Source organism: Arthrobacter sp. 01N442 (assembly GCF_056399345.1).
The window spans coordinates 251,807-274,051 of the sequence record NZ_JBFTRD010000001.1 but is presented as its reverse complement, the minus strand read 5'-3'; the positions used below and the strand labels follow the sequence as shown (position 1 = coordinate 274,051).

Here is a 22,245-nt window from a genome sequence, read left to right as displayed (position 1 = left end):
TAATCATCTCTGCCCAATGGCGTGCGGGATCTGTTAGTTGGCTTGAACGCCTACTCAACTAGTCGTGCTTGATAGAGCACCAAGGAGACTGAAAACGTGACGACACGTATTGGTATCAACGGCTTCGGCCGCATCGGCCGCAACTACTTCCGCGCCGCCCTGGCCCAGGGAGCAGACCTCGAGATCGTTGCAGTCAACGACCTCACCAGCCCGGAAGCCCTCGCACACCTCTTCAAGTACGACTCGGTCGGCGGCCGCTTGGCCGAAAGCATCGAGGTCAAGGACGGCAACATCGTCGTCGACGGCAAGACCGTCAAGGTCCTCGCCGAGCGCGACCCCGCCAAGCTGCCGTGGGGCGAGCTGGGTGTCGACATCGTGATCGAGTCCACCGGTTTCTTCACCAAGGCCGCTGATGCGCAGAAGCACATCGACGCCGGCGCCAAGAAGGTCCTGATCTCCGCCCCCGCCTCCGACGAGGACATCACGATCGTGATGGGCGTCAACGACGGCCTCTACGACAACGCCGCGCACAACATCATCTCCAACGCCTCCTGCACCACCAACTGCCTCGGCCCGCTGGCCAAGGTCGTCAACGACGCGTTCGGCATCGAGCGTGGCCTGATGACCACCATCCACGCCTACACCGCGGACCAGAACCTGCAGGACGGCCCGCACAAAGACCTCCGCCGCGCCCGCGCCGCCGCCATCAACATGGTCCCGACCTCCACGGGCGCCGCCAAGGCGATCGGCCTGGTCCTGCCGGAGCTCAAGGGCAAGCTCGACGGCTACGCCATCCGCGTCCCCGTCCCCACCGGCTCCGCCACCGACCTCACCGTGACCGTCTCCCGCGAGACCACCGTCGAGGAAGTGAACGCCGCCCTCAAGGCCGCCTCCGAGTCGGAGGAGCTCAAGGGCCTGCTGACCTACACCGACGAGCCGATCGTGTCCTCGGACATCGTCGGGGACCCGGCGTCGTCCATCTTCGACTCCGGCCTCACCAAGGTGATCGGCAACCAGGTCAAGGTTGTTTCCTGGTATGACAACGAGTGGGGCTACTCCAACCGCCTCGTCGACCTCACGGAGCTCGTCGCGTCGAAGCTGGGCTAGGGTAAGACCCATGACATTCCACACCCTCGACGAACTGATCGCTGATGGTGTCCGCGGGCGGTACGTTCTGGTCAGAAGTGACCTGAACGTGCCGCTCGACGGCTCTACAGTCACTGACGACGGCCGGATCAAGGCCTCCCTGCCAGTGCTGTCGAAGCTGACGGACGCCGGTGCCCGCGTGCTGGTCACGGCACACCTCGGCCGCCCCAAGGGCGCCCCGGAGGAGAAGTACTCGCTCAAGCCCGCCGTGGCGCGCCTGGCCGAACTCGCGTCCTTCAAGGTATCCCTCGCGGACGACACAGTCGGCGGAGCCGCCCGGACGGCCGCTGCAGCACTGCAGGACGGCGAAGCCCTGGTCCTTGAAAACGTGCGCTTCGACGCCCGCGAAACGTCCAAGGACGACGCCGAACGCGGCGCCTTCGCAGACGAACTGGTCGCCCTGACCGGCGACCACGGCGCCTTTGTCGACGATGCCTTCGGTGCCGTGCACCGCAAGCACGCCAGCGTGTACGACGTCGCCACCCGGCTCCCGTCGTACCAGGGCGACCTGGTCCGCACCGAGGTGGAGGTGCTGCGCAAGCTGACCACCGACACCCAGCGGCCCTACGTCGTCGTGCTCGGCGGCTCCAAGGTCTCGGACAAGCTCGCCGTGATCGCGAACCTGATCGGCAAGGCGGACACCATTTTGGTAGGTGGCGGCATGCTGTTCACCTTCCTCGCCGCTGCCGGCCACAAGGTCGCCGGCAGCCTGCTCGAAGAGGACCAGATCCCCGTCGTCCAGGACTACCTCAAGCGCGCCGCTGACGCAGGCACCGAGTTCGTTGTCCCCACCGACGTGGTGGTGGCCAGCAAGTTCGCCGCCGACGCCGAGCACGAGACGGTAGCAGCGGACGCCATCGAGTCCAGCCGCTTCGGCAGCTCCGGCATTGGCCTGGACATTGGACCGGATTCGGCAGCCGCGTTCGCCGAACGGATCAAGGGCGCCAAAACGGTGTTCTGGAACGGTCCGATGGGCGTCTTCGAGTTCCCCGCCTTCGCCGGCGGCACCCGGGCCGTGGCCCAGGCGCTCACCGAGACCTCCGCGTTCACGGTTGTTGGCGGCGGTGACTCGGCCGCGGCGGTGCGTACCCTCGGCTTCGCCGACGACCAGTTCGGGCACATTTCCACCGGCGGCGGCGCCAGCCTGGAATACCTCGAAGGCAAGGACCTTCCCGGCCTGAGCGTGCTGGACCGCTAGAACCACCAGCCGGCAGGGCGCCCGCCCGCAAAACGGGCGCCCTGCCGGCTCTTTCACTGCTACGAATCTTTTGGAGATCACGTGACAACGTCAACCAACGGCAAGTTCGACCGCAAGCCCTTCATCGCGGGCAACTGGAAGATGAACATGGACCACGTTCAGGGCATCACCCTCCTGCAGAAGCTGGCCTGGACCCTGTCCGATGCCAAGCACGACTACAGCCGGGTGGAGGTCGCCGTGTTCCCGCCGTTCACCGATCTCCGCGGCGTGCAGACCCTCGTCCAGGGCGACGAACTGGACGTCGCCTACGGCGGCCAGGACCTGTCGCAGTTCGACTCCGGCGCCTACACCGGCGACATCTCCGGGCAATTCCTCGCCAAGCTCGGCTGCCGGTACGTGCTGGTGGGACACAGCGAACGCCGCACCATCCACAATGAGTCCGACGCGGTCCTTAACGCCAAGACCAAGGCGGCCTTCCGCCACGGCATCACCCCGGTGCTCTGCGTCGGCGAAGGGCTCGAAGTCCGCCAGGCGGGCACGCACGTGGAGCACACGCTGGCCCAGCTCCGCGCCGGCGTCGAAGGCCTCACCGCCGAGCAGGCAGCAGAGCTGGTGGTTGCCTACGAACCCGTCTGGGCCATCGGCACCGGTGAAGTCGCCGGCCCGGAGGACGCCCAGGAAATGTGCGCTGCGATCCGCGCCGAGCTGGCCACCCTCTTCGACGCCTCGGTCGCGGCCAAGACGCGGCTGCTTTACGGCGGTTCGGTCAAGGCCAACAACGCCGCCTCGATCCTCAAGGAACGCGACGTCGACGGATTGCTGGTCGGCGGTGCCAGCCTTGACGCTGCCGAGTTTGCTAATATTGTCAGGTTCGAGAGTCACCTGCTGACGGATTAGTCCGGACACAGCTTTGGCCCCCGCAATCCCCATCTTCTGAAAGGCCGTCGTGGACGTTCTTCATGTCATTCTCCAGGTGCTGCTGGGCATCACCAGCCTGCTGCTGACCCTGCTCATCCTGCTTCACAAGGGACGCGGCGGCGGTCTGTCCGATATGTTCGGCGGCGGCATGAGCTCCGGACTCAGCTCCTCGGGCGTGGCCGAGCGGAACCTCAACCGCTTCACGATCATCCTCGGAGTCACCTGGGGCGTCGTCATCATCGCCCTCGGTCTGCTGATGCGCTTCAGCACCGGCGCCGCCTCCTAATACCCGGCTTTTCCAAAACTCCATAGGGGCCTTGCGGCCCTCCCTCGCATCGGGAACTCCGAACTACACTGTCGCTGGCAAGAGCCAATCCACCAGCGAGTAGCCAGGAGTTCCCGATGCTGCATTCTGCTTCCGGATTTAGGGGTATCCGCGTCGGTGCCATCGCCGGAGCCCCGGCCCGTCACGAGCCCCTCGACGGCGGCGCGGCGCCACCCCGGGTCTGTGTCACCTACCGCTGCGCGAAGGGCCACGAAACCGCCCTCGTCTTCGCCAAGCTTCCGGAGGAGCAAATCCCCGGGGTGTGGGACTGCCGCCGCTGCGGCGCTCCAGCCACCCGGGACGAAGCCCGGTTCGCGCTGGAGGACGAGCCCGTCGAGGGGTTCAAGAGCCACCTCGAATACGTTAAAGAACGGCGCTCCAGCCAAGACGCCGAAGACGTGCTGGCTGGAGCGCTGGAACGGCTACGCGCCCGACGCGCCCTTCCGGACGAGCTGCTCGGGGACGCGTGAGGCTGCGTCCTCGTCGATCAGCCACAGCGTCTGGAACCGACCCCGCGGTCCTGCCGCCGGCACCTGCACAGGGTTGGCACCGGCCAGGGCCAGTCCCACCGCGCCGGCCTTGTCATCGCCGGCCACCACCATCCACACCTCGTTGGCGGTGTTGATCGTCGGCAGCGTGAGTGACAGCCGGGCCGGCGGCGGCTTGGGGGAGTTGCGGACGCCGACGACGGTCAGCTCCTTCTCCCGGATCCCGGCCTGCTCGGGGAACAGCGAGGCCACATGGGCGTCCGGGCCGACGCCCAGCAGCACAATGTCCAGCCGCGGCAGGCTGGCGGGCTCCTCCGGACGGTCATCGGACATGTCGGCTGCGTGCTCGGCCGCGGCCGCCTCGGCGAGCCGCCGGGCGTAGTCCGCCGCCGCCTCCTCGGGGGTGCCGAAGTCATCCGACGAGCCGGGGACGTGGACCCGCGCGGGGTCGACGTCGATGTGCGAAAGAAGTGCCTCGTGCGCCTGGCGGGCGTTCCGGTCGGCGTCGTCGGCGCCGACGAAGCGCTCATCGCCCCACCAGAAGTTCACCTTGGACCAGTCCACGGCCGGGGCGGCCGGCGACTCGGCAACGGCCCGGAGCGAGCCGATCCCCATCGTCCCGCCGGTAAGCACCACAGTGGCCTCGCCGTGCTTGTCCTGGATGTCGACGAGCTTGGTGATCAGGCGTGCCGCGATCGCCGCCATCAGGACGGTCGAGTCAGGATGGATGCTTACTCTGGGGTCAGCGCTCACTGGGACGGACACTCCTTAGGTTGGTACGGGGCAGTCCAATAGTAATCACTTCGCCGAAGACTTCGTCCGGGTCCAGGCGCCGGAGCTCCTCGGCCAGGCAGTCCTTGAGGCTGCGGCGCGGCAGGGAAATGCGCTGCGCCGGCTGGCCCGGCTGGGTCAGTTCGGCCACGGTCAGCCCGGGCCGGAACAGCTGCACGTCGCCCCCGGTGCGGGACAACCGCACCCGCCGGATCCCCGTGCCGGCCGGATCGGCAACGATCGTCACCGGAGCGTCCAGCGCCAGTGTCAGCCACGCCGCGAGCAGGATGGTGCTGGGGGAGTCGGAGGCGCCCTCGACGGCGACGGCGGTGACCGGTGACGAATCCACCTGGTCGAGGACGGCGGCCAACTGGATCCGCCAGTTGGTCAGGCGGGTCCAGGCCAGGTCCGTGTCGCCGGCTTTGTAGGTGCTGCGGAGGTTGTCCAGGGCAGCCAGCGGGTCCGGCTCATTCGCGGAGTCGGTGATGCGGCGGTGCGCGATCCGTCCGATGGACGTCTCGCAGGCATTCCGGGGCGCGCCGTGCGGCCACCAGGCCACGATCGGGGCGTCCGGAAGGAGCAGCGCGGCCACCAGGGACTCGCTCTCCTCCGCCAGTTCGCCGTAGCCGCGGAGCAGGATGACCTCGGAAGCGCCGGCGTCGCCGCCCACACGGATCTGGGCGTCCAGCCTGGTAGGCGCGGAGGCGCCGGCGTCGGCCAGGACGATGATCCGGCAGGGGTGCTCCCGGCTGGCTTCGTTGGCGGCCTCGATGGCTTCCTCTTCGAGGCCGGACTTGGTCACCACCACGAGGGTCAGCACGCGGCCCAGGGCGATCACACCGCCCTGCTCGCGCAGCGCCATGATCTTCTTCGAGATCTTGGAGGTTGTTGTGTCGGGAAGATCTACAATCATGGCCTTCTCCAGGTGCGTCCGTCGCGGGCGAGCAGTTCATCGGCGGAGGCGGGACCCCAGCTTCCCGGGGCGTAGGGCTCCGGCTGTTCCTTCAGGCTCGCCCAGTAGTCCTCGAACGGGTCCAGGATCTTCCAGGAGAGCTCCACTTCCTGGTGCCGCGGGAACAGCGGGGGCTCGCCCAGCAGCACGTCCAGGATGAGCCGTTCGTAGGCCTCGGGACTGGACTCCGTGAACGAGTGGCCGTAGCCGAAGTCCATCGTTACGTCGCGGACTTCCATCTGGGTGCCGGGAACCTTGGAACCGAAGCGGATCGTGGCGCCCTCATCGGGCTGCACCCGGATGACCACCGCGTTCTGGCCGAAGTCGTCCTCACCGTGGTCGCGGAAGAGCAGGTTGGGAGCGCGCTTGAAGACGACGGCGATCTCCGTCACCCGGCGTCCCAGCCGCTTGCCGGCCCGCAGGTAGAACGGAACCCCGCTCCAACGCCGGGTGTTGATGTCCACCCGGATGGCGGCGAACGTCTCGGTGGTGGAGTCGGCGGGGATGCCTTCCTCCTCCAGGTAGCCCTGGACCTGCTCGCCGCCCTGCCAGCCGCCGGCGAACTGGCCGCGCGCCGAGTGCATGGAGAGGTCCTCCGGCAGCCGGACGGCAGCGAGGACCTTTTCCTTTTCGGCGCGGAGGTCGTCCGCGTTGAAGGAGATCGGCTCTTCCATGGCGGTCAACGCCAGCAGCTGCAGCAGGTGGTTCTGGATGACGTCGCGGGCAGCGCCCACGCCGTCGTAGTAACCGGCCCGGCCGCCCGTGCCGATATCTTCCGCCATGGTGATCTGGACGTGGTCCACGTAGTTGGCGTTCCACAACGGTTCGAACAGCTGGTTCGCGAAGCGCAGCGCCAGGATGTTCTGGACCGTTTCCTTACCGAGGTAGTGGTCGATCCGGAATACGGCGTCCGGCGGGAAGACCGACTCAACAATGTCGTTGAGCTGGCGGGCGGACTCCAGGTCGTGCCCGAACGGCTTCTCGATCACGACGCGGCGCCACTTGTCGCCCTCCGCCTGCGCGAGGCCGTGCTTGGAGAGCTGCCGGCAGACGAGTTCGAAAGCCTTCGGCGGGATCGACAGGTAGAAAGCGTGGTTGCCCCGGGTTCCGCGCTGTTCGTCGAGCTCGTCGATGGTCTCGCTCAGCCGTTCGAATGCGTCGTCGTCGTCGAACTCGCCCTGAACGAAGCGGATGCCCTCGGAGAGCTGCTTCCACACCGTTTCGTCGAACGGTGTCCGGGCGTAGTTCTTGACCGATTCCTTAACCTCGGCGGCAAAGTCCTCGTTCTCCCACTGCCGCCGGGCGAAGCCGACGAGCGCGAAGCTCGGGGGCAGGAGCCCGCGGTTGGCCAGGTCATAGACGGCCGGCATGAGTTTCTTGCGGGCGAGGTCACCGGTAACGCCGAAGAGCACCAGTGAGGAGGGGCCGGCGATGCGGTTCAGTCGGCGGTCCCGCGGGTCGCGGAGCGGATTGCGCCCCCGGCCCGCGGGCTTAGGGCCGCCGTTTTGCGAGAGTGGCATGGTTGCTGTGGTGCCTTAGCTTTCGGTGGAGGACGCGGTGCTGCCGGCGGTTGAAGGGCCGGCCAGCGAGGAAACGAGCTGCTGCAGCTGGCGGACGCCGGCGGCACGGTCCGTGAGGTGGAGCCGGAGCACCGGCCGACCATGTTCGCCAAGGACCTGCGCGTCACCGGCGGCCTGCGCCGAGATGAGCTCGCCAAAGGTGAACGGACGGTCCGGGATGCCGAGATCCGTGGCGGACGCTGCCGTGATTTGCAGGAACACTCCGATGGCCGGTCCGCCCTTGTGGAACTGACCGGTGGAGTGCAGGAACCTCGGGCCCCAGCCGAAGGTGACAGGGCGGCCGCTGAGGGCGGCGAGTTCGTCCCGGATGCCCTCCAGCGGAGCGTAGTTGAGCCGGTCGAAGTAGGCCTGGACGCTGAGGTAGCCGTCCTGGCCGAGCTGGCCCAGCAACGCGCTGACCGCTTCGGCCGCGGTACCCGAGCCGCCCAGCCAATCGCCGCCGCGGACCTCGATCGCGCCGTCGGTGAAGTTGGCCGGTGTGGGTTCGGGCTGGGCGTCCAGCAGTCCGCGCGCGGCCACCTTGGCGGCTTCAACGTCGGGCTGGTCGAAGGGGTTGATACCGAGCAGCCGCCCCGCGACGGCGGTGGCGAATTCCCAGGTCATCATTTGCGCGGCGAGGCCGCCGGCGATGGCAGCCTCGTTGTCGCCGAGTTCGACGTCGGCGTCGGCTGCCACCAGCCGGACCACCAGCACGTCAGCGGCGCCGCCGGTGACCTCCGGCGCGTCCGGGTCCGCGACGACCGGCAGCACGCCGGTGCCGAGCTTGCCGGTGGATTCGGCAATGAGCTGTTCCGCCCAGTCGGCGAACCCTGCGATCCCGGAGCCGTCCTCGGCGATGACGATCTTGTCGCGCAGCGGGTTGGTGCCGCCCAGCGCGGCGCCGAGGGCGAGGCCGATGTTCTCCTCGCTGTCGTCGTTGAGGATCTCGGCCGTTTCCTCGGCTTCGTCCAGGAAGGCCTGGATGTCCACGCCGGCGAGTCCGCACGGCACCAGCCCGAAGGCGGTCAGCGCGGAGTAGCGGCCGCCGACATTGGGGTCGGCGTTGAAGACCGCCCGGTAGCCGGCCTCGCGGGAGGCCTTGTCCAGCGGGGAGCCCGGGTCCGTGACGATGACGATCCGGCTCTTCGCGTCCAGGCCCGCCTCGGTGAAGGCATGCTCGAAGACGCGGCGCTGAGAGTCGGTCTCCAGCGTGGAACCCGACTTCGAGGAGACCACGATGGCCGTCTCCGCGAGGCGGTCGGCGAGGGCGGCGGCAACCTGCTCGGGGTCGGTGCTGTCCAGCACCGTCAGCTCGACGCCGGCAGTTCCGGCGATGACCTCGGGGGCCAGCGAGGAACCACCCATGCCGCACAGGACAATCCGGGTCACACCCTCGGCGCGGAGGGCGTCCCGGAGGGCCAGGATATCGGCTACCAGCGGCTGGGAAACGGTGGCGGCTTCCACCCAGCCGAGCCGGACCGCGGCCTCGGCTTCGGCGTCCGGACCCCACAGGGTGGCATCCTTGGCGAAGATCCGGGTGGCGACCCGTTCCTCCAGCAGGGCGGGCAGGTGCTGTTCATGGGCCTGGCGGGCGGCGCCCGTGGCGTCGTAGCTGAGAGTGGTCATGGGGGACTATGCGTCCTTCCGTGCAGCGGCGAGGGCGACCTCGACGTCGGCCAGCAGTTCCTTCCAGCTTGCCACAAACTTGTCGAGGCCTTCGGACTCGAGCAGGGCGACGACTTCGTTGTAGGAAATGCCGAGGGCATCGAGGGCGTTGAGGGTCGCGTTCGCATCGTCGTAGCCGCGGGTGATCGTGTCTCCGGTGATGGCGCCGTGGTCGTAGGTGGCGTCCAAGGTCTTTTCCGGCATGGTGTTGACGACGCCGGGGGCGACGAGTTCGGTCACGTACAGGGTGTCCGGGTAGGCCGGATCCTTGACGCCGGTGGACGCCCAGAGCGGGCGCTGCGGCCGCGCGCCGGCTTCGGCAAGCAGGGCCCAGCGCTCGGTGGAGAACAGCTCCTGGTAGACCTGGTACGCCAGGCGGGCGTTGGCCAGGCCGGCCTTGCCCTTGAGTGCCTTGGCTTCATCGGTGCCGATCGCGTCCAGTCGCTTGTCGATTTCCGTGTCCACGCGGGAGACGAAGAAGGACGCCACCGAGTGGATCTTGGACAGGTCGTGGCCGTTTTCCTTGGCCTGCTCGAGTCCGCTCTGGAAGGCGTTGATCACGGCGCGGTAGCGCTCGAGCGAGAAGATAAGCGTCACGTTGACGCTGATGCCGCTGGCCAGCGTGGCGGTGATCGCCTCAAGGCCTTCGAGCGTGGCGGGGATCTTGATCAGGACGTTGTCCTTGTTGACCTGGCCGTAGAGTTCCTTGGCTTCGGTGATGGTGCCGGCGGTGTCCCAGGCGAGGCGCGGGTCTACCTCGATCGAGACGCGGCCGTCGACGCCGTTCGTGGCTGCGGCCACCGGGGCGAACAGCTCGCAGGCGTCGGCGACGTCCGTGGTGGTGATCGCGAAGACGGTCTCCTCGACGCTGGCGCCGGCGGCAGCCATTTCCTTGATCTTGGCGTCGTAGTCGGTGCCGGCCGTGATGGCGGCGTGGAAGATGCTCGGGTTGGTGGTGACGCCGACGACGTTCTTCTCTTCGATCAGCTTGCGCAGCGTGCCGGTGGCGAGGCGGCCGCGGGAGAGGTCATCGAGCCAGATGGAAACGCCGGCGTCGGAAAGCTGTTGCGTGGGGGTGGTGTTCATGTGTGACTCCTGAAGTCTGGGGCCGCCGCCGTCGATTCGGCGGCGGCGGCCCGGAAAGCGTGAAGTTGGGTCTCAGGCCGTGAGGCCGGCGAGGGATTCCTTGGCGGCGGCGGCCACGGCTTCGGCGGTGATTCCGAATTCCTGGAAGAGCCGCTTGTAGTCGGCCGAGGCGCCGAAGTGCTCGAGGCTGATGGAGCGGCCGGCGTCGCCGACGAATTCCTTCCAGCCCAGGGCGAGCCCGGCTTCGACCGAGACGCGGGCCTTGACGCCGGCGGGGAGCACGGCGTCGCGGTAAGCGGCGTCCTGCTTGTTGAACCATTCCACGCACGGCATGGAGACAACCCGGGTGGGGATGCCTTCGGCCTGCAGGGCCTCGCGGGCCTCAACGGCGAGCTGGACCTCGGAACCGGTGCCGATCAGGATGACCTGCGCGTCGGTGCTCTGGCCGTTGGCGGAAGCTTCGGCGAGGACATAGCCGCCGCGCGCCACGCCGGCGGTCGAGGCGAAGGTGTCTCCCTCGGCGTCGCCGGTGCCGCGGGCGTAGGTGGGGATGTTCTGCCGGGTCAGCACGATGCCGGCCGGGTTCTCGTGGTTTTCGAGCATGACCTTCCAGGCCGCGGCGACCTCGTTGGCGTCGCCGGGGCGGACCACGTCCAGGCCCGGGATCGCCCGGAGCGAGGCGAGCTGCTCCACCGGCTGGTGGGTCGGGCCGTCCTCGCCGAGGCCGATCGAGTCGTGCGTCCAGACGTAGAGGGACGGGACACCCATCAGGGCGCCCAGCCGGATCGCGGGGCGCTGGTAGTCCGAGAAGATCAGGAACGTGCCGGAGAACGCCCGGGTGGCCCCGGCGAGGCTGATGCCGTTCACGATCGACGCGGCGGCGTGCTCGCGGATGCCGAAGTGCAGCACCCGGCCGTAGGGGTTGCCCTTCCACGCCTCGGTCTGCCGGGACGCGGGGATGAACGAGGGCGAGCCTTCGATGGTGGTGTTGTTGGACTCGGCGAGGTCGGCGGAGCCGCCCCAGAGTTCGGGCATGACCGGGCCGATGGCGTTCAGGACCTTGCCGGACGCGGCGCGGGTGGAGACGTCCTTGCCGGCCTCGAAGACCGGAAGGGCGGCGTCGAGTTCGGCCGGGAGCTTCCGCGCTTCGACGCGCTCGAGCAGGGCGGCCGCCTCGGGGTTGGCCGACTGCCAGGCGTCGAAGGATTCCTGCCACTCGGTCCGGGCCGCGGCGCCGCGGGCCTGCGCCTCGCGGGTGTGGGCCAGGATCTCGTCGTCGACCTGGAAGCTGCGCTCCGGGTCGAAGCCGAGGACCTTCTTCAGGCCCGCGACTTCCTCGGCGCCCAGGGCCGAGCCGTGGATCTTGCCGGTGTTCTGCTTCTTCGGCGCCGGCCAGCCGATGATGGTGCGCAGCGAGATGATGGAGGGCTTGCCCGTCTCGGCCTTCGCGGCGAGCAGGGCGGCGTGCAGTTCGGCCACGTCCTCCTTGTACTCGCCGGTGCGGGTCCAGTCGACGCGCTGGGTGTGCCAGCCGTAGGCCTCGTAGCGGGCCAGGACGTCCTCGGTGAACGCCACGTCAGTGTCGTCCTCGATGCTGATGTGGTTCTCGTCGTAAATCACCACGAGGTTCCCCAGCTCCTGGTGGCCGGCGAGCGAGGAGGCTTCAGACGTGACGCCTTCCTGCAGGTCGCCGTCGGAGGCGATCACCCAGATGGTGTGATCGAACGGGCTGGTGCCCTCGGCGGCGTCCGCGTCGAACAGTCCGCGCATACGGCGCTGCGAGTACGCGAAGCCGACGGCGGATGCCAGACCCTGGCCGAGCGGGCCGGTGGTGATCTCCACGCCCTTGGTGTGCTTGTACTCCGGGTGGCCCGGGGTCAGCGAACCCCAGGTGCGCAGCGACTCAAGGTCCTTCAGCTCCAGGCCGTAGCCGGAGAGGAAGAGCTGGATGTAGAGCGTCAGGGACGTGTGGCCGGGGGAGAGGATGAACCGGTCGCGGCCCAGCCACTCCGGGTTCGCCGGATCGTGGCGCATCAACTTCTGGAAGAGCAGGTAGGCGGCCGGCGCGAGGCTCATGGCCGTGCCTGGGTGGCCGTTGCCGACCTTCTCCACCGCATCCGCCGCAAGTATGCGGACGGTGTCCACGGCACGCTGGTCCAGATGAGTCCATGACAGTTCTTGCTCTTCCAAATGTGGCACGAAAACCGGGCCCCTCTCTGTGCTGACGGCCGGCGGTACGGGTTTTCCCTCTGGGAGCTGTCCGCCGGGGCACAGTTCGGTGCCCGCTGCGGTTCGTACCAGCCGTTCACCATCGAAACGTTGATCTATCATTCAGTCGCATGCGCAGAGGCAGGGAGCGCCGTTGGAGGGCAGCCGCCCGTGCGTGCTGATCTGTCTGACAGCTTAGCCCCATTCCACCTGCCGGGCAGCGTACATCTCACGAATTGGACCTGATTTTGGGCTTATATGAATCACCGCGTGCCGCAGCGGCTGTGAGGCCGCGTTAACCTGCCGGAATTCCGGCAGGACACCGGGCGGATTCCAGCGGCTTCCGGGAGTACCGGGACGCCGGTGCTGCCACGGTATGATGGTGCGTGGCTACCAACGGGGGCGAGGACATGCCTGTGCACTGCGCGTGGACCCCCTCCGAACGCAGTGCGCCGGATCTAGGACGTACTGCGACGACCAGCCGGACTGAACAGCCAGACAGAACAGAGTGACTGCCACCGTGAGCACAACAGATACGCCGCTAAACGCCTCCCCGGCCCCGGGCCGAATCGGTTTCGGCCGCAAAGCCAAGGCCTACCTGGCGCTCACGAAACCCCGGGTCATCGAACTCCTGCTGGTCAGCACCCTGCCCACCATGATTTACGCCGAGCGCGGATTCCCGTCCCTGGGCCTGATCCTGGCGACACTCGTGGGCGGAGCCTTTGCCGCCGGCAGCGCCGGTTCCTTCAACTGCTACATCGACCGGGACATCGACAAACTGATGCACCGGACGGAGAACCGGCCGCTGGTTACCGGCGAGGTCACGCCGCGCGAAGCCCTCGTGTTCTCCTGGCTCCTCGGTGCAGCCGCGATCGCGATCCTCTGGTTCGGCGCCAACCCGCTTTCGGCCTGGCTGGGGCTCGGCGCCATCGTGTTCTATGTGGTGATCTACACCATGATCCTCAAGCGCCGTACCGCGCAGAACATCGTCTGGGGCGGCGCCGCGGGCTGCTTCCCGGTGCTGATCGCCTGGGCCGCCGTGACCAACACGGTGGAATGGCCCGCCGTCGTCCTCTTCATGGTGATTTTCCTGTGGACGCCGCCGCACTACTGGCCGCTGTCCATGCGCTACGGCGAGGACTACCGCAACGCCAACGTGCCGATGCTGGGCGCAATCGCCGGCGCCAAGGTTGTGTCGGTGCAGGTGGTGCTCTACGCGTGGGCCATGGTTGCCTGCTCGCTGCTGCTGATCCCGGTCGGCGGGGCCGGCTGGGTTTACACCGTCACCGCAGTGGCTGCCGGTGCCTGGTTCCTGTACGAGTCGCACGCCCTCTACAAGCGCGCGCAGGCCGGGGACGTCTCCAACAAGGGCGCCATGAAGGTCTTCCACGGATCGATCAGCTACCTCACCCTGCTCTTCATCGCACTGGCTGTCGACCCGTTCATCGGATCCGCCATCGTCGGCGGCTAGGCAGCCGGCCACGGGGCGTTCCGCCCGGGCATGACAAGAGAACCCCGGTCCAAACGGACCGGGGTTCTTCTTTTTGGGGCGCGGGCGGCGCCGCTAGTCGGGGTTCCTGCCCGGCCTAGTTGACTGGGCTAGTTAACCGGGCTGCTGCGGGCGATGTCCGCCGCATTGGTGGACGCGGCCATCAGCAGGGCCGCGCCGAGCATGTGGGCGCCGACCAGCAGCGCGGGGATGCCGTTGTAGTACTGAGTGAAGCCGATGACCGCCTGCAGCACGGTGACGCCAAGGAGCATGAACACGGCGCTGCGGAACAGGCCCGTGATGCGGCCGCGGACCACCAGGAAGACGCCGAACAGGGCCCCGGCGGTTACCAGGTAGGCGGGGACGGCGTGGATGTGTGAGAACAGGTCCCAGTCCAGGTTGTTGCGCGGCGCATTCGCGTCGCCGGCGTGCGGGCCGGCACCGGTGACCACGACGCCGAGGCACACAGCGACGGCGGAGATCAGGGCTGTGGCGGTCAGCACCGGACGGGCGGCGCCCGGCAGCACGGGGAGCTCACGCGTGCGGAACTTTCCGGTCCTGCCGTAGGCCCGGTTGACGAGCAGGGTCGCGAGGACCACCAGCGCCATCGAGACGAGGAAGTGCAGGCCCACCACCCAGGGGTTCAACTGGGTGAGCACGGTGATGCCGCCAATCACGGCCTGGGCCGGGATGCTCGCCAACAGGCCGAGGGCCAACCCGAAGAGGTCACGGCGTTCCTTGCGCAGGTTCCACAGGAAAACCAGCATCGCGACGGCGACGGCGGCCAGGGCGAAGGTCAGGGTCCTGTTGCCGAATTCGATGATGCCGTGGATACCCATTTCCGGGGTATTCACCAGCGAGCCGTCGGTGCAGCGCGGCCAGGTGGGGCAGCCCAGGCCGGAGGCAGTGAGGCGGACCGCTCCGCCGGTCACCACCAGCACGATCTGGCCGATCAGGGACAGCACGGCCAGCCGGCGGACCGTCTTGTCGACGGTGACGGGCAGCCGGGAGGAAATCCTGGACACGATCCGGGAAGGGCGGGACGCCGTACTCACAGTTTTCTCAATTCCACTTGAACCAACGGGTTGCTGCGAAGCCGGCGATCGCCGTCCAGAGCAGCAGGACAAAGACGGCGGCAAAATTGACGCTGCCGTGCAGGAAAGCGTCCCGCAGCGCCTGGCCCAGCGCGCCGGAGGGAAGGAAGTGCACGATCGCCTGCGCGAGGGCCGGGAGGCGTTCGGCCGGAATAACGATGCCGCCAAGGGCGCCGAGCAGGATCCACAGCAGGTTGGTGATCGCCAGGGTGGCCTCGGGCCGGACCGTGCCCGCCACGAGCAGGCCCAGGGCGGTGAAGGCTGCCGCGCCAAGGACCAGCAGCACCAGCCCGGGCAGCAGTCCCGGCACCGAAGGCCGCCAGCCCAGCGGCAGGGCGACTGCGGAGACCACCAGCACCTGCAGCAGCAGCACCGCAAGCACGGCGAGCACCTTGCCCAGGATCAGGCCCGTGCGGCCCAGCGGTGTGGTGGAGAGGAAACGCAGCACACCGTAGCGCCGGTCGAAGCCGGTGGAAATTCCCTGCCCGGTGAAGGCGGTGGACATGGCGCACAGGGCCAGGATGCCCGGCACCGCGACGTTCACCCGGCTCGAACCAAGGCCGTCCAGCAGGGGAGTGACGGTCAGGCCCACGAGGGCCAGCAGCGGCAGGATGATCGCCAGGATCAGTTGCTCGCCGTTGCGGAGCATGGTCACGGTCTCGTACTTGCCCTGCAGCAGAATCCGGCGCAACAGGGGAGCGGGCGCACTGCCCAGCGGTACGCCGACGGTGGCGGGGGCGGAGCTCATCGGGTCTCCCTTCCGGAGATGTCGAGGAAGACGTCCTCGAGGCTGCGGGCAGCCAGGCTCATCGAGGCGGGCATGATGCCTCGTTCCGCCCACCATGCCGTGACGGCGGCGAGGTCGGCGGGCGTCAGCGCACCGGTGGCGCTGTAGCTCCCGGCGCGTGTTTCCCGGATTTCGACGTCGGCCGGCAGGACGCCGGCCAGGTCCAGCCCGGGCTCGGCCTCGAAGTGCAGCGTCCTAATGTGCTGTTCGCCGGCGGCAGCCAGTTCGTGCTGCAGCAGTTGCGCGACCGTGCCTTCGGCGACATTCCGGCCGGCTTCGATGATGTACACGTAGTCGGCCAGGCGCTGGGCGTCGTCCATGAGGTGGGTCGTGAGGACGATGGCCATTCCGCGGTCCCGCAGTTCGGCGATCAGCTCGAAGACCAACTGGCGGGACTGCGGGTCCAGGCCGGCGCTGGGCTCATCGAGGAAGAGCACCTCGGGCCGGCCCACCAGGGCTGCGGCCAGGGCCAGGCGTTGTTTCTGGCCGCCGGAGAGGCGCCGCACGGAGGTCCGGCTGAAAGCGTCAATGCCCAGGCGCGCCACGAGCTCGTCCACCGGCCACGGGTCCTGGTACATGCCGGCGATATGCCTGAGCAGCGGGATCGGGCGGGCCGACGGCGGCAGGCCGCCGTCCTGGAGCATGACGCCGACGCGGGCGCGCAGCTCGGCCCCGGCCGTGTCCGGGTCTTGGCCGAGCAGGCTGATGCTGCCGCCGGTCCGCTTCTGCAGGCCCTGGGCGCATTCGATGGTCGTTGTTTTGCCGGCTCCGTTCGCGCCCAGCAGGGCGGTCACCTGGCCTCGCTCGGCAACAAGGGAGACTCCGCTGACCACACGCAGCATTTTGCCGTCGAGGCTGGGCAGTGGGCCAACATCCTTGATGAGCCCGCTGATTGTCAGGGCGGGAGATTCGGGAGATCGCACCAAAGCATTCTACGTGATGTAGTAGGGCGTGCCCCGATCGGCAGCCGGTGCCAGGAAAGCCATGCCTTACTGGATCGGGGGAGTAAATTACGACATGATTGTGTTGTGTATTCCATGAGTCCAACTACTTCTGCCGTGCCTGCCACGCGCGCGGAGTCAGCCGGGCCTTCCGAGGGCTCGTCAGTCCGCGCAGCAGTGCCGGCGGCAACCGCCGCCGACGCGGAGGAACGCACCCGGGACCGTGTCCTGGCGGCAGTGCTGGAACACGGCCCGATCAGCGCCGCGGAGCTTGGCGAGCTGCTGGGTTTCACTCCGGCAGCGGTCCGCCGCCACCTGGACCACCTCTCCCGCCACGGCGTGATCGAGGTCAAGCGCGCCTCCCGTGCGGGCGCCGGCGCCGGACGTCCCGCTCGACGCTACGTGCTCAGCTCGCAGGGCCAGTCGACACTGGGCAATGACTACCTCGACATCGCCAGTTCCGCGCTGCGCCGGCTCGGCGAAATGGCCGGCGACGACGCGGTACGGGAGTTCGCCGTCGAGCGTTTCGCCGAGATGGAACGCCGCTACGCGCCGGAAATCGAGCGCGCGGGTGCCGACATCACGGCCCGCGCCCAGGCGTTGTCTGAGGCCCTGAGCCGCGACGGATTTGTCGCCTCGGCGCAGTCGATCGAGGCCAAGGCACCGCTGCCGGCCGCCCTTTCCAGTGTTCAGCTCTGCCAGGGACACTGCCCCATCCAGCAGCTCGCTGCACAGTTCCCCGTGTTCTGCGATGTGGAGACTGAACTGTTCTCCCGGCTGGTCGGCGTCGACGTGCGCCGGCTCTCCACGCTGGCACGCGGCGGGCATGTCTGCACCACCCACATACCTACGGGCCGTCCGGCCGCCGTCGGGGCTCCCAGCCCCGCGGGCCCGGGCAACCCGGACGAAGTATCCAACCATCTGCAAGAAAGGCCGTGATGACGGACCAACTATCAGAGAAGAAGGTTGCTGAATCCACTGTGATCTCGGAGATTCTGGAAAAGAATCCCGAGCTCCACGGAATCGGCACCTACGAGTACGGCTGGGCCGACAAGACCGACGTCGGCGCCAACGCCCGCCGTGGTATCGATGAGGACGTTGTCCGTGACATCTCGGCCAAGAAGAACGAACCCGAGTGGATGCTGGACCTGCGCCTCAAGGGTCTGAAGTACTTCGACCGCAAGCCCATGCCCACCTGGGGTGCGGACCTGTCGGGCATCGACTTCGACAACATCAAGTACTTCGTGCGCTCCACGGAGAAGCAGGCCGCCAGCTGGGAGGACCTGCCTGAGGACATCCGGAACACCTACGAGAAGCTGGGCATCCCGGAAGCCGAGCGCAGCCGCCTGGTTTCCGGCGTCGCCGCGCAGTACGAGTCCGAGGTTGTCTACCACCAGATCCGCGAGGACCTGGAAGCCCAGGGCGTCATCTTCCTGGACACGGACACCGCCCTGCGCGAACACCCGGAGATCTTCCAGGAGTACTTCGGCACCATCATCCCGGTGGGCGACAACAAGTTCGCCTCGCTGAACACGGCCGTCTGGTCCGGCGGTTCCTTCGTGTACGTGCCCAAGGGCGTGCACGTGGACATCCCGCTGCAGGCCTACTTCCGCATCAACACGGAAAACATGGGCCAGTTCGAGCGCACCCTGATCATCGCGGACGAGGATTCCTACGTTCACTACATCGAGGGCTGCACGGCGCCGATCTACACCTCGGACTCGCTGCACTCCGCCGTCGTGGAGATCGTCGTGAAGAAGGGCGCCCGCGTCCGCTACACGACCATCCAGAACTGGTCCAACAACGTGTACAACCTGGTCACCAAGCGCGCCATCTGCGAAGAGGGCGCCACGATGGAGTGGATCGACGGCAACATCGGTTCCAAGGTCACCATGAAGTACCCGGCCGTCTACCTCGTGGGCGAAGGCGCCAAGGGCGAGACCCTCTCGATCGCGTTCGCCGGTGAGGGCCAGCACCAGGACACCGGTTCCAAGATGGTCCACATCGCACCCAACACCAAGAGCTCGATCATCTCCAAGTCCGTGGCACGCGGCGGCGGCCGGGCCGCCTACCGCGGCCTGGTCCAGGTCCGCGAGGGCGCCAAGCACTCGGCCAACACGGTCCGTTGCGACGCGCTGCTGGTGGACACCATCAGCCGCTCGGACACCTACCCGTACATCGACATCCGCGAGGACGACGTCACCATGGGCCACGAGGCCACGGTCTCGCGCGTCAGTGAAGAGCAGCTCTTCTACCTGATGTCCCGCGGCATGCGCGAAGACGAAGCCATGGCGATGATCGTCCGCGGCTTCATCGAACCGATTGCCCGCGAACTGCCGATGGAATACGCCCTCGAGCTGAACCGCCTGATTGAACTGCAGATGGAAGGATCGGTCGGTTAATGACTGACATCACTACCGAAAAGGCACGCATCGGCGCGCCCTCAGCCCAGCCGTTCATCAACGGTTTCACCGAGGAAGGCGAAAGCCTCTCACCGCTGAACGCCGCGGAGTCCAAGTCGCCCCTGGGCGGCGAGGCCGTCAAGCGCCACTCGCACGGCGGCGGCGTCGGCGTTCCGGACAGCTCACGCGCCGGCCGGCTCACCTCCTACAAGCTGGCGGATTTCAAGCCGCTCACCGGCATGGAGGAAGACTGGCGGTTCACCCCGCTCAAGCGCCTCCGCGGCCTGCACACCGACGTCCTCAACGGCACGGCACCGGCCGTGGCCGTCACTGGCCCGGACAGCGTCCGGGTCGAGACCGTCGGCCGCGACGATGCCCGCATCGGCTCGGCTGCCATCCCGGAGGACCGGGTCTCCGCCAACGCCTGGGAGAACTTCACCGAGGCCACCGTCATCACGGTGCCCGCCGAGGTCCAGGCCGAAGGCGAAGTCAGCGTGGTCCTGACCGGCCAGGGCACCGGGGCGTCCGCGCAGCACGTCGTGATCGTCGCAGAGAAGTTCTCCAAGGCCGTCGTCGTCCTGGACCACCAGGGCACCGCCGTCGTTTCGGAAAACATCGAAATCCTGGTTGAGGACGGCGCGCAGCTGACCGTCATCTCGCTCCAGGAATGGAACGACGACGCCGTGCACGCCTCCTCGCAGCAGGCAAAGCTCGGCCGCGACGCCAAGTTCAAGCACATCGTCGTCAGCCTCGGCGGGGACCTGGTCCGCGTCACGCCGTCGGCCCGCTTCACCGCCCCAGGCGCCGAAGCGGAGCTGTTCGGACTGTACTTCGCCGACGCTGGCCAGCACCTTGAGCAGCGCCTCTTCGTTGACCACGCCGTCGCGAACTGCAAGTCCAATGTGCTCTACAAGGGCGCCCTGCAGGGCCGCAACGCGCACACCGTCTGGGTGGGTGACGTCCTGATCCGCAAGGAAGCAGAAGGCACCGACACCTACGAGGCCAACCGCAACCTGGTCCTCACCGACGGCGCCCGCGCGGACTCCGTGCCGAACCTCGAGATTGAAACCGGCCTGATCGCCGGCGCAGGCCACGCCAGCGCCACCGGCCGTTTCGACGATGAGCACCTGTTCTATCTGATGGCCCGCGGTATTCCGGAAAAGGTGGCCCGCCGACTGGTGGTCCGCGGCTTCCTGAACGAGATCATCCAGCAGATCAAGGTTCCCGCCATCGAGGAACGCCTCACCGCCGCCGTCGAGCGCGAGCTCGCCGCAACGGATAACTAGTGCGCAGCACTAGGGGATACGGACTGCCATTATGACGGAACAGCCAAAGGGCGAGCTGGTCTGCAACACCAGCGAGATCCAGGTAAAGCAGGCGCTGCGCATCCTGATCGACGACTACCCGGTAGCGGTCGTGAAGGACTCGATGGGGGAGATCCACGCCATCGGCGACACCTGCTCGCACGCGGACATCTCGCTCTCCGAAGGCGAAGTGGAAGGTTGCAAGATCGAATGCTGGGGCCACGGCTCCCAGTTCGACCTGCGCAGCGGCCAGCCGCTGCAGCTGCCCGCCTATGATCCAGTCCCGGTCTTCGCCGTCACCATCCAGGATGACAACGTCTACGTGGACGTCAGCACCATCCTGAACGGCGCCGAGGCCCCGAACTTCGGCTGAAGGCCGGGGCGAGCCAGGCTCGCCCCGGCCGGCAGCCAGCACTAACAAAACTTATCGACGAGAAAACGCACCGCCGCCGAGGCGGGTGCAGAGGAGAACAAGACACATGTCTACTCTTGAGATCAAGGACCTGCACGTCAGCATTGACACCGAGCAGGGCACCAAGGAAATCCTGAAGGGCGTCAGCCTGACCATCAAGACCGGCCAGACCCACGCCATCATGGGCCCCAACGGCTCGGGCAAGTCCACCCTGGCTTCCACCATCGCCGGACACCCGCGCTACAACGTCACGAGCGGCACCATCACGCTCGACGGTGAAGACGTCCTCGCGATGAGCGTCGACGAGCGCGCCCGCGCCGGCCTCTTCCTGGCCATGCAGTACCCGGTCGAGGTCCCCGGCGTCAGCATGACCAACTTCCTGCGCACCGCCAAGACCGCGATCGACGGCGAAGCCCCGAAGCTGCGCACCTGGACCAAGGACGTCAAGGCCGCCATGGCGCAGCTGCGCATCGACGCGGACTTCACCCAGCGCAACGTCAACGAGGGCTTCTCCGGCGGCGAGAAGAAGCGCGTGGAGATCCTCCAGCTGGAGCTCTTCAAGCCGAAGTTCGCCATCCTCGACGAGACCGACTCCGGCCTCGACGTCGACGCACTGAAGGTTGTCTCCGAGGGTGTCAACCGCGCCCACGCGGAAGGCAACATGGGCACCCTGCTGATCACCCACTACACCCGGATCCTGCGCTACATCAAGCCGGAGTTCGTGCACGTGTTCGTTGACGGCAAGGTTGTCGAAGAGGGCGGCCCGGAGCTGGCGGACCGCCTCGAAGAAGAAGGCTACGACCGTTACGTCCAGGGCGCCGGAGCCGCCACCATCGCTGCCGCCGAAGCCGCAGCACAGGCCTAGTTAGGACTACGCCATGACCGAAATCAATACGGCCCGCACGGGCCTCGAGGATGTCGAAGAGGCACTCAAGGATGTGATCGACCCGGAACTGGGCGTGAACATTGTTGACCTGGGCCTGCTGTACGGCCTGAAGTACTCGGACGACGACGGCGCCCTGCTGATCGACATGACCCTCACCACGGCTGCCTGCCCGCTGACCGACGTGATCGAGGAGCAGGTGGGCAAGGCCCTGGACGGCATTGTCGACGACTGGCGGCTGAACTGGGTCTGGATGCCGCCTTGGGGTCCGGAGCGGATCACCGAAGACGGCCGCGACCAGATGCGCGCCCTGGGCTTCAACATCTAGATTCCCACCGCACCAAAACGACGGCGGGCCCACCTCCATGAGGTGGGTCCGCCGTCGTCGTTTTATCGGTTGCTCCATAACCGCCCTTATGAGGGCTCATAAGGGCCGTTACGGAGCAGTCGATGGGTTAGTCGCTACGGGGTAGCGAGCTTGAAGGCGAGACCGGCCGGTGGCATTGGACGGCAGCTGGGCTGGCTAACAGATAGGCTCGCAGCATGAGCATCCCCACCGCCGCTTTCCTTCGGCCTTCCCCGTGGCGGCAGGACCGTTCACGCCTGCACCAGGGACG

21 protein-coding genes are annotated in these 22,245 nt (G+C 67.4%); 12 read left to right on the top strand and 9 right to left on the bottom strand.

Going from position 1 to position 22,245, the window contains the following annotated elements:
• The first annotated feature begins 96 nt into the window (after nucleotides 1-96).
• The 5 genes from gap to AC1DNC_RS01210 all read left to right on the top strand — a co-directional run bounded on the left by gap (nucleotide 97) and on the right by AC1DNC_RS01210 (nucleotide 4,057).
• Nucleotides 97-1,107, top strand: coding sequence for a type I glyceraldehyde-3-phosphate dehydrogenase (gap, locus tag AC1DNC_RS01230; protein WP_476860750.1), 1,011 nt, complete (start codon nucleotides 97-99; stop codon nucleotides 1,105-1,107).
• A gap of 10 nt (nucleotides 1,108-1,117) precedes the next feature.
• Complete coding sequence (locus AC1DNC_RS01225) at nucleotides 1,118-2,344, top strand: phosphoglycerate kinase (protein WP_476860749.1); 1,227 nt, start codon at nucleotides 1,118-1,120, stop codon at nucleotides 2,342-2,344.
• Nucleotides 2,345-2,425: 81 nt separating this feature from the next.
• Nucleotides 2,426-3,241, top strand: a complete 816-nt coding sequence (gene tpiA / locus AC1DNC_RS01220; protein WP_476860748.1) for a triose-phosphate isomerase — start codon at nucleotides 2,426-2,428, stop codon at nucleotides 3,239-3,241.
• A gap of 49 nt (nucleotides 3,242-3,290) precedes the next feature.
• Entirely contained in the window at nucleotides 3,291-3,548 is a 258-nt protein-coding gene (gene secG / locus AC1DNC_RS01215; protein ID WP_476860747.1) for a preprotein translocase subunit SecG, read from the top strand.
• A 116-nt stretch (nucleotides 3,549-3,664) separates the two neighbouring features.
• Entirely contained in the window at nucleotides 3,665-4,057 is a 393-nt protein-coding gene (locus AC1DNC_RS01210; protein ID WP_476860746.1) for an RNA polymerase-binding protein RbpA, read from the top strand.
• On the opposite strand, the gene pgl is transcribed toward AC1DNC_RS01210, so the two are convergent.
• The 6 genes from pgl to tkt form a co-directional block, all read right to left on the bottom strand.
• Entirely contained in the window at nucleotides 4,010-4,828 is an 819-nt protein-coding gene (pgl, locus tag AC1DNC_RS01205) for a 6-phosphogluconolactonase (RefSeq protein WP_476860745.1), read from the bottom strand. The two genes, AC1DNC_RS01210 and pgl, sit on opposite strands and share 48 nt — an antisense overlap.
• Nucleotides 4,818-5,759: a glucose-6-phosphate dehydrogenase assembly protein OpcA gene (locus tag AC1DNC_RS01200; protein ID WP_476860744.1), complete on the bottom strand. Its 942-nt coding sequence runs from the start codon at nucleotides 5,757-5,759 to the stop codon at nucleotides 4,818-4,820. Before AC1DNC_RS01200 ends, pgl begins: the two co-directional genes overlap by 11 nt.
• The gene (gene zwf / locus AC1DNC_RS01195; protein ID WP_476860743.1) at nucleotides 5,756-7,318 is read right to left on the bottom strand and encodes a glucose-6-phosphate dehydrogenase; all 1,563 of its coding nucleotides are present in this window, start codon (nucleotides 7,316-7,318) and stop codon (nucleotides 5,756-5,758) included. The genes AC1DNC_RS01200 and zwf overlap by 4 nt, the downstream gene beginning before the upstream one ends.
• Before the next feature lie 15 nt (nucleotides 7,319-7,333).
• Nucleotides 7,334-8,983 (bottom strand): glucose-6-phosphate isomerase, encoded by a 1,650-nt coding sequence (locus AC1DNC_RS01190; RefSeq protein ID WP_476860742.1) that lies wholly within the window; start codon nucleotides 8,981-8,983, stop codon nucleotides 7,334-7,336.
• Nucleotides 8,984-8,989: 6 nt separating this feature from the next.
• Nucleotides 8,990-10,108, bottom strand: a complete 1,119-nt coding sequence (gene tal / locus AC1DNC_RS01185) for a transaldolase (RefSeq protein ID WP_476860741.1) — start codon at nucleotides 10,106-10,108, stop codon at nucleotides 8,990-8,992.
• 72 nt (nucleotides 10,109-10,180) lie between these two features.
• The gene (tkt, locus tag AC1DNC_RS01180; RefSeq protein WP_476860740.1) at nucleotides 10,181-12,298 is read right to left on the bottom strand and encodes a transketolase; all 2,118 of its coding nucleotides are present in this window, start codon (nucleotides 12,296-12,298) and stop codon (nucleotides 10,181-10,183) included.
• Nucleotides 12,299-12,824: 526 nt separating this feature from the next.
• On the opposite strand from tkt, the gene AC1DNC_RS01175 reads away from it, so the two are divergent.
• A complete protein-coding gene (locus AC1DNC_RS01175; RefSeq protein WP_476860739.1) occupies nucleotides 12,825-13,787 on the top strand; it encodes a heme o synthase in 963 nt (320 codons plus the stop codon).
• 128 nt (nucleotides 13,788-13,915) lie between these two features.
• Here AC1DNC_RS01175 and AC1DNC_RS01170 read toward each other — a convergent pair whose 3' ends face one another.
• From AC1DNC_RS01170 to AC1DNC_RS01160, 3 genes are read right to left on the bottom strand one after another with little or no spacing between them, the layout of a single operon-like run.
• Nucleotides 13,916-14,860: a COX15/CtaA family protein gene (locus AC1DNC_RS01170; RefSeq protein ID WP_476860738.1), complete on the bottom strand. Its 945-nt coding sequence runs from the start codon at nucleotides 14,858-14,860 to the stop codon at nucleotides 13,916-13,918.
• A gap of 7 nt (nucleotides 14,861-14,867) precedes the next feature.
• Nucleotides 14,868-15,647 carry an ABC transporter permease gene (locus AC1DNC_RS01165; protein ID WP_476860737.1) on the bottom strand — a complete coding sequence of 260 codons (780 nt, stop codon included), beginning with the start codon at nucleotides 15,645-15,647 and terminating at the stop codon, nucleotides 14,868-14,870.
• Entirely contained in the window at nucleotides 15,644-16,609 is a 966-nt protein-coding gene (locus AC1DNC_RS01160) for an ABC transporter ATP-binding protein (protein ID WP_476860736.1), read from the bottom strand. Before AC1DNC_RS01160 ends, AC1DNC_RS01165 begins: the two co-directional genes overlap by 4 nt.
• Nucleotides 16,610-16,744: 135 nt before the next feature.
• Here AC1DNC_RS01160 and AC1DNC_RS01155 point away from each other — a divergent pair, with 135 nt between their 5' ends.
• From AC1DNC_RS01155 to AC1DNC_RS01130, 6 genes are all read left to right on the top strand, one after another.
• Nucleotides 16,745-17,566: a helix-turn-helix transcriptional regulator gene (locus tag AC1DNC_RS01155; RefSeq protein WP_476860735.1), complete on the top strand. Its 822-nt coding sequence runs from the start codon at nucleotides 16,745-16,747 to the stop codon at nucleotides 17,564-17,566.
• On the top strand, nucleotides 17,566-19,029 hold the full coding sequence (sufB, locus tag AC1DNC_RS01150) for a Fe-S cluster assembly protein SufB (RefSeq protein WP_476860734.1): 1,464 nt from the start codon (nucleotides 17,566-17,568) through the stop codon (nucleotides 19,027-19,029). The genes AC1DNC_RS01155 and sufB overlap by 1 nt, the downstream gene beginning before the upstream one ends.
• Nucleotides 19,029-20,315 (top strand): Fe-S cluster assembly protein SufD, encoded by a 1,287-nt coding sequence (sufD, locus tag AC1DNC_RS01145; protein ID WP_476860733.1) that lies wholly within the window; start codon nucleotides 19,029-19,031, stop codon nucleotides 20,313-20,315. The genes sufB and sufD overlap by 1 nt, the downstream gene beginning before the upstream one ends.
• A 31-nt stretch (nucleotides 20,316-20,346) precedes the next feature.
• Nucleotides 20,347-20,706 (top strand): non-heme iron oxygenase ferredoxin subunit, encoded by a 360-nt coding sequence (locus tag AC1DNC_RS01140; RefSeq protein WP_476860732.1) that lies wholly within the window; start codon nucleotides 20,347-20,349, stop codon nucleotides 20,704-20,706.
• 106 nt (nucleotides 20,707-20,812) lie between these two features.
• Nucleotides 20,813-21,610: a Fe-S cluster assembly ATPase SufC gene (gene sufC / locus AC1DNC_RS01135; protein ID WP_476860731.1), complete on the top strand. Its 798-nt coding sequence runs from the start codon at nucleotides 20,813-20,815 to the stop codon at nucleotides 21,608-21,610.
• A gap of 13 nt (nucleotides 21,611-21,623) precedes the next feature.
• Nucleotides 21,624-21,956, top strand: coding sequence for a metal-sulfur cluster assembly factor (locus tag AC1DNC_RS01130; RefSeq protein ID WP_146337626.1), 333 nt, complete (start codon nucleotides 21,624-21,626; stop codon nucleotides 21,954-21,956).
• The last annotated feature ends 289 nt before the right edge of the window (nucleotides 21,957-22,245 follow it).

Excerpts from the sequence above, each read along its gene's own strand:
- AC1DNC_RS01130 (WP_146337626.1), top strand. The coding sequence starts at position 21,624 with ATGACCGAAATCAATACGGCCCGCACGGGCCTCGAGGATGTCGAAGAG.
- tal (WP_476860741.1), bottom strand. The coding sequence starts at position 10,108 with ATGAACACCACCCCCACGCAACAGCTTTCCGACGCCGGCGTTTCCATC.
- AC1DNC_RS01200 (WP_476860744.1), bottom strand. The coding sequence starts at position 5,759 with ATGATTGTAGATCTTCCCGACACAACAACCTCCAAGATCTCGAAGAAG.
- sufD (WP_476860733.1), top strand. The coding sequence starts at position 19,029 with ATGACTGACATCACTACCGAAAAGGCACGCATCGGCGCGCCCTCAGCC.
- sufC (WP_476860731.1), top strand. The coding sequence starts at position 20,813 with ATGTCTACTCTTGAGATCAAGGACCTGCACGTCAGCATTGACACCGAG.
- AC1DNC_RS01225 (WP_476860749.1), top strand. The coding sequence starts at position 1,118 with ATGACATTCCACACCCTCGACGAACTGATCGCTGATGGTGTCCGCGGG.
- AC1DNC_RS01140 (WP_476860732.1), top strand. The coding sequence starts at position 20,347 with ATGACGGAACAGCCAAAGGGCGAGCTGGTCTGCAACACCAGCGAGATC.
- zwf (WP_476860743.1), bottom strand. The coding sequence starts at position 7,318 with ATGCCACTCTCGCAAAACGGCGGCCCTAAGCCCGCGGGCCGGGGGCGC.
- sufB (WP_476860734.1), top strand. The coding sequence starts at position 17,566 with ATGACGGACCAACTATCAGAGAAGAAGGTTGCTGAATCCACTGTGATC.
- AC1DNC_RS01190 (WP_476860742.1), bottom strand. The coding sequence starts at position 8,983 with ATGACCACTCTCAGCTACGACGCCACGGGCGCCGCCCGCCAGGCCCAT.
- AC1DNC_RS01210 (WP_476860746.1), top strand. The coding sequence starts at position 3,665 with ATGCTGCATTCTGCTTCCGGATTTAGGGGTATCCGCGTCGGTGCCATC.
- AC1DNC_RS01165 (WP_476860737.1), bottom strand. The coding sequence starts at position 15,647 with ATGAGCTCCGCCCCCGCCACCGTCGGCGTACCGCTGGGCAGTGCGCCC.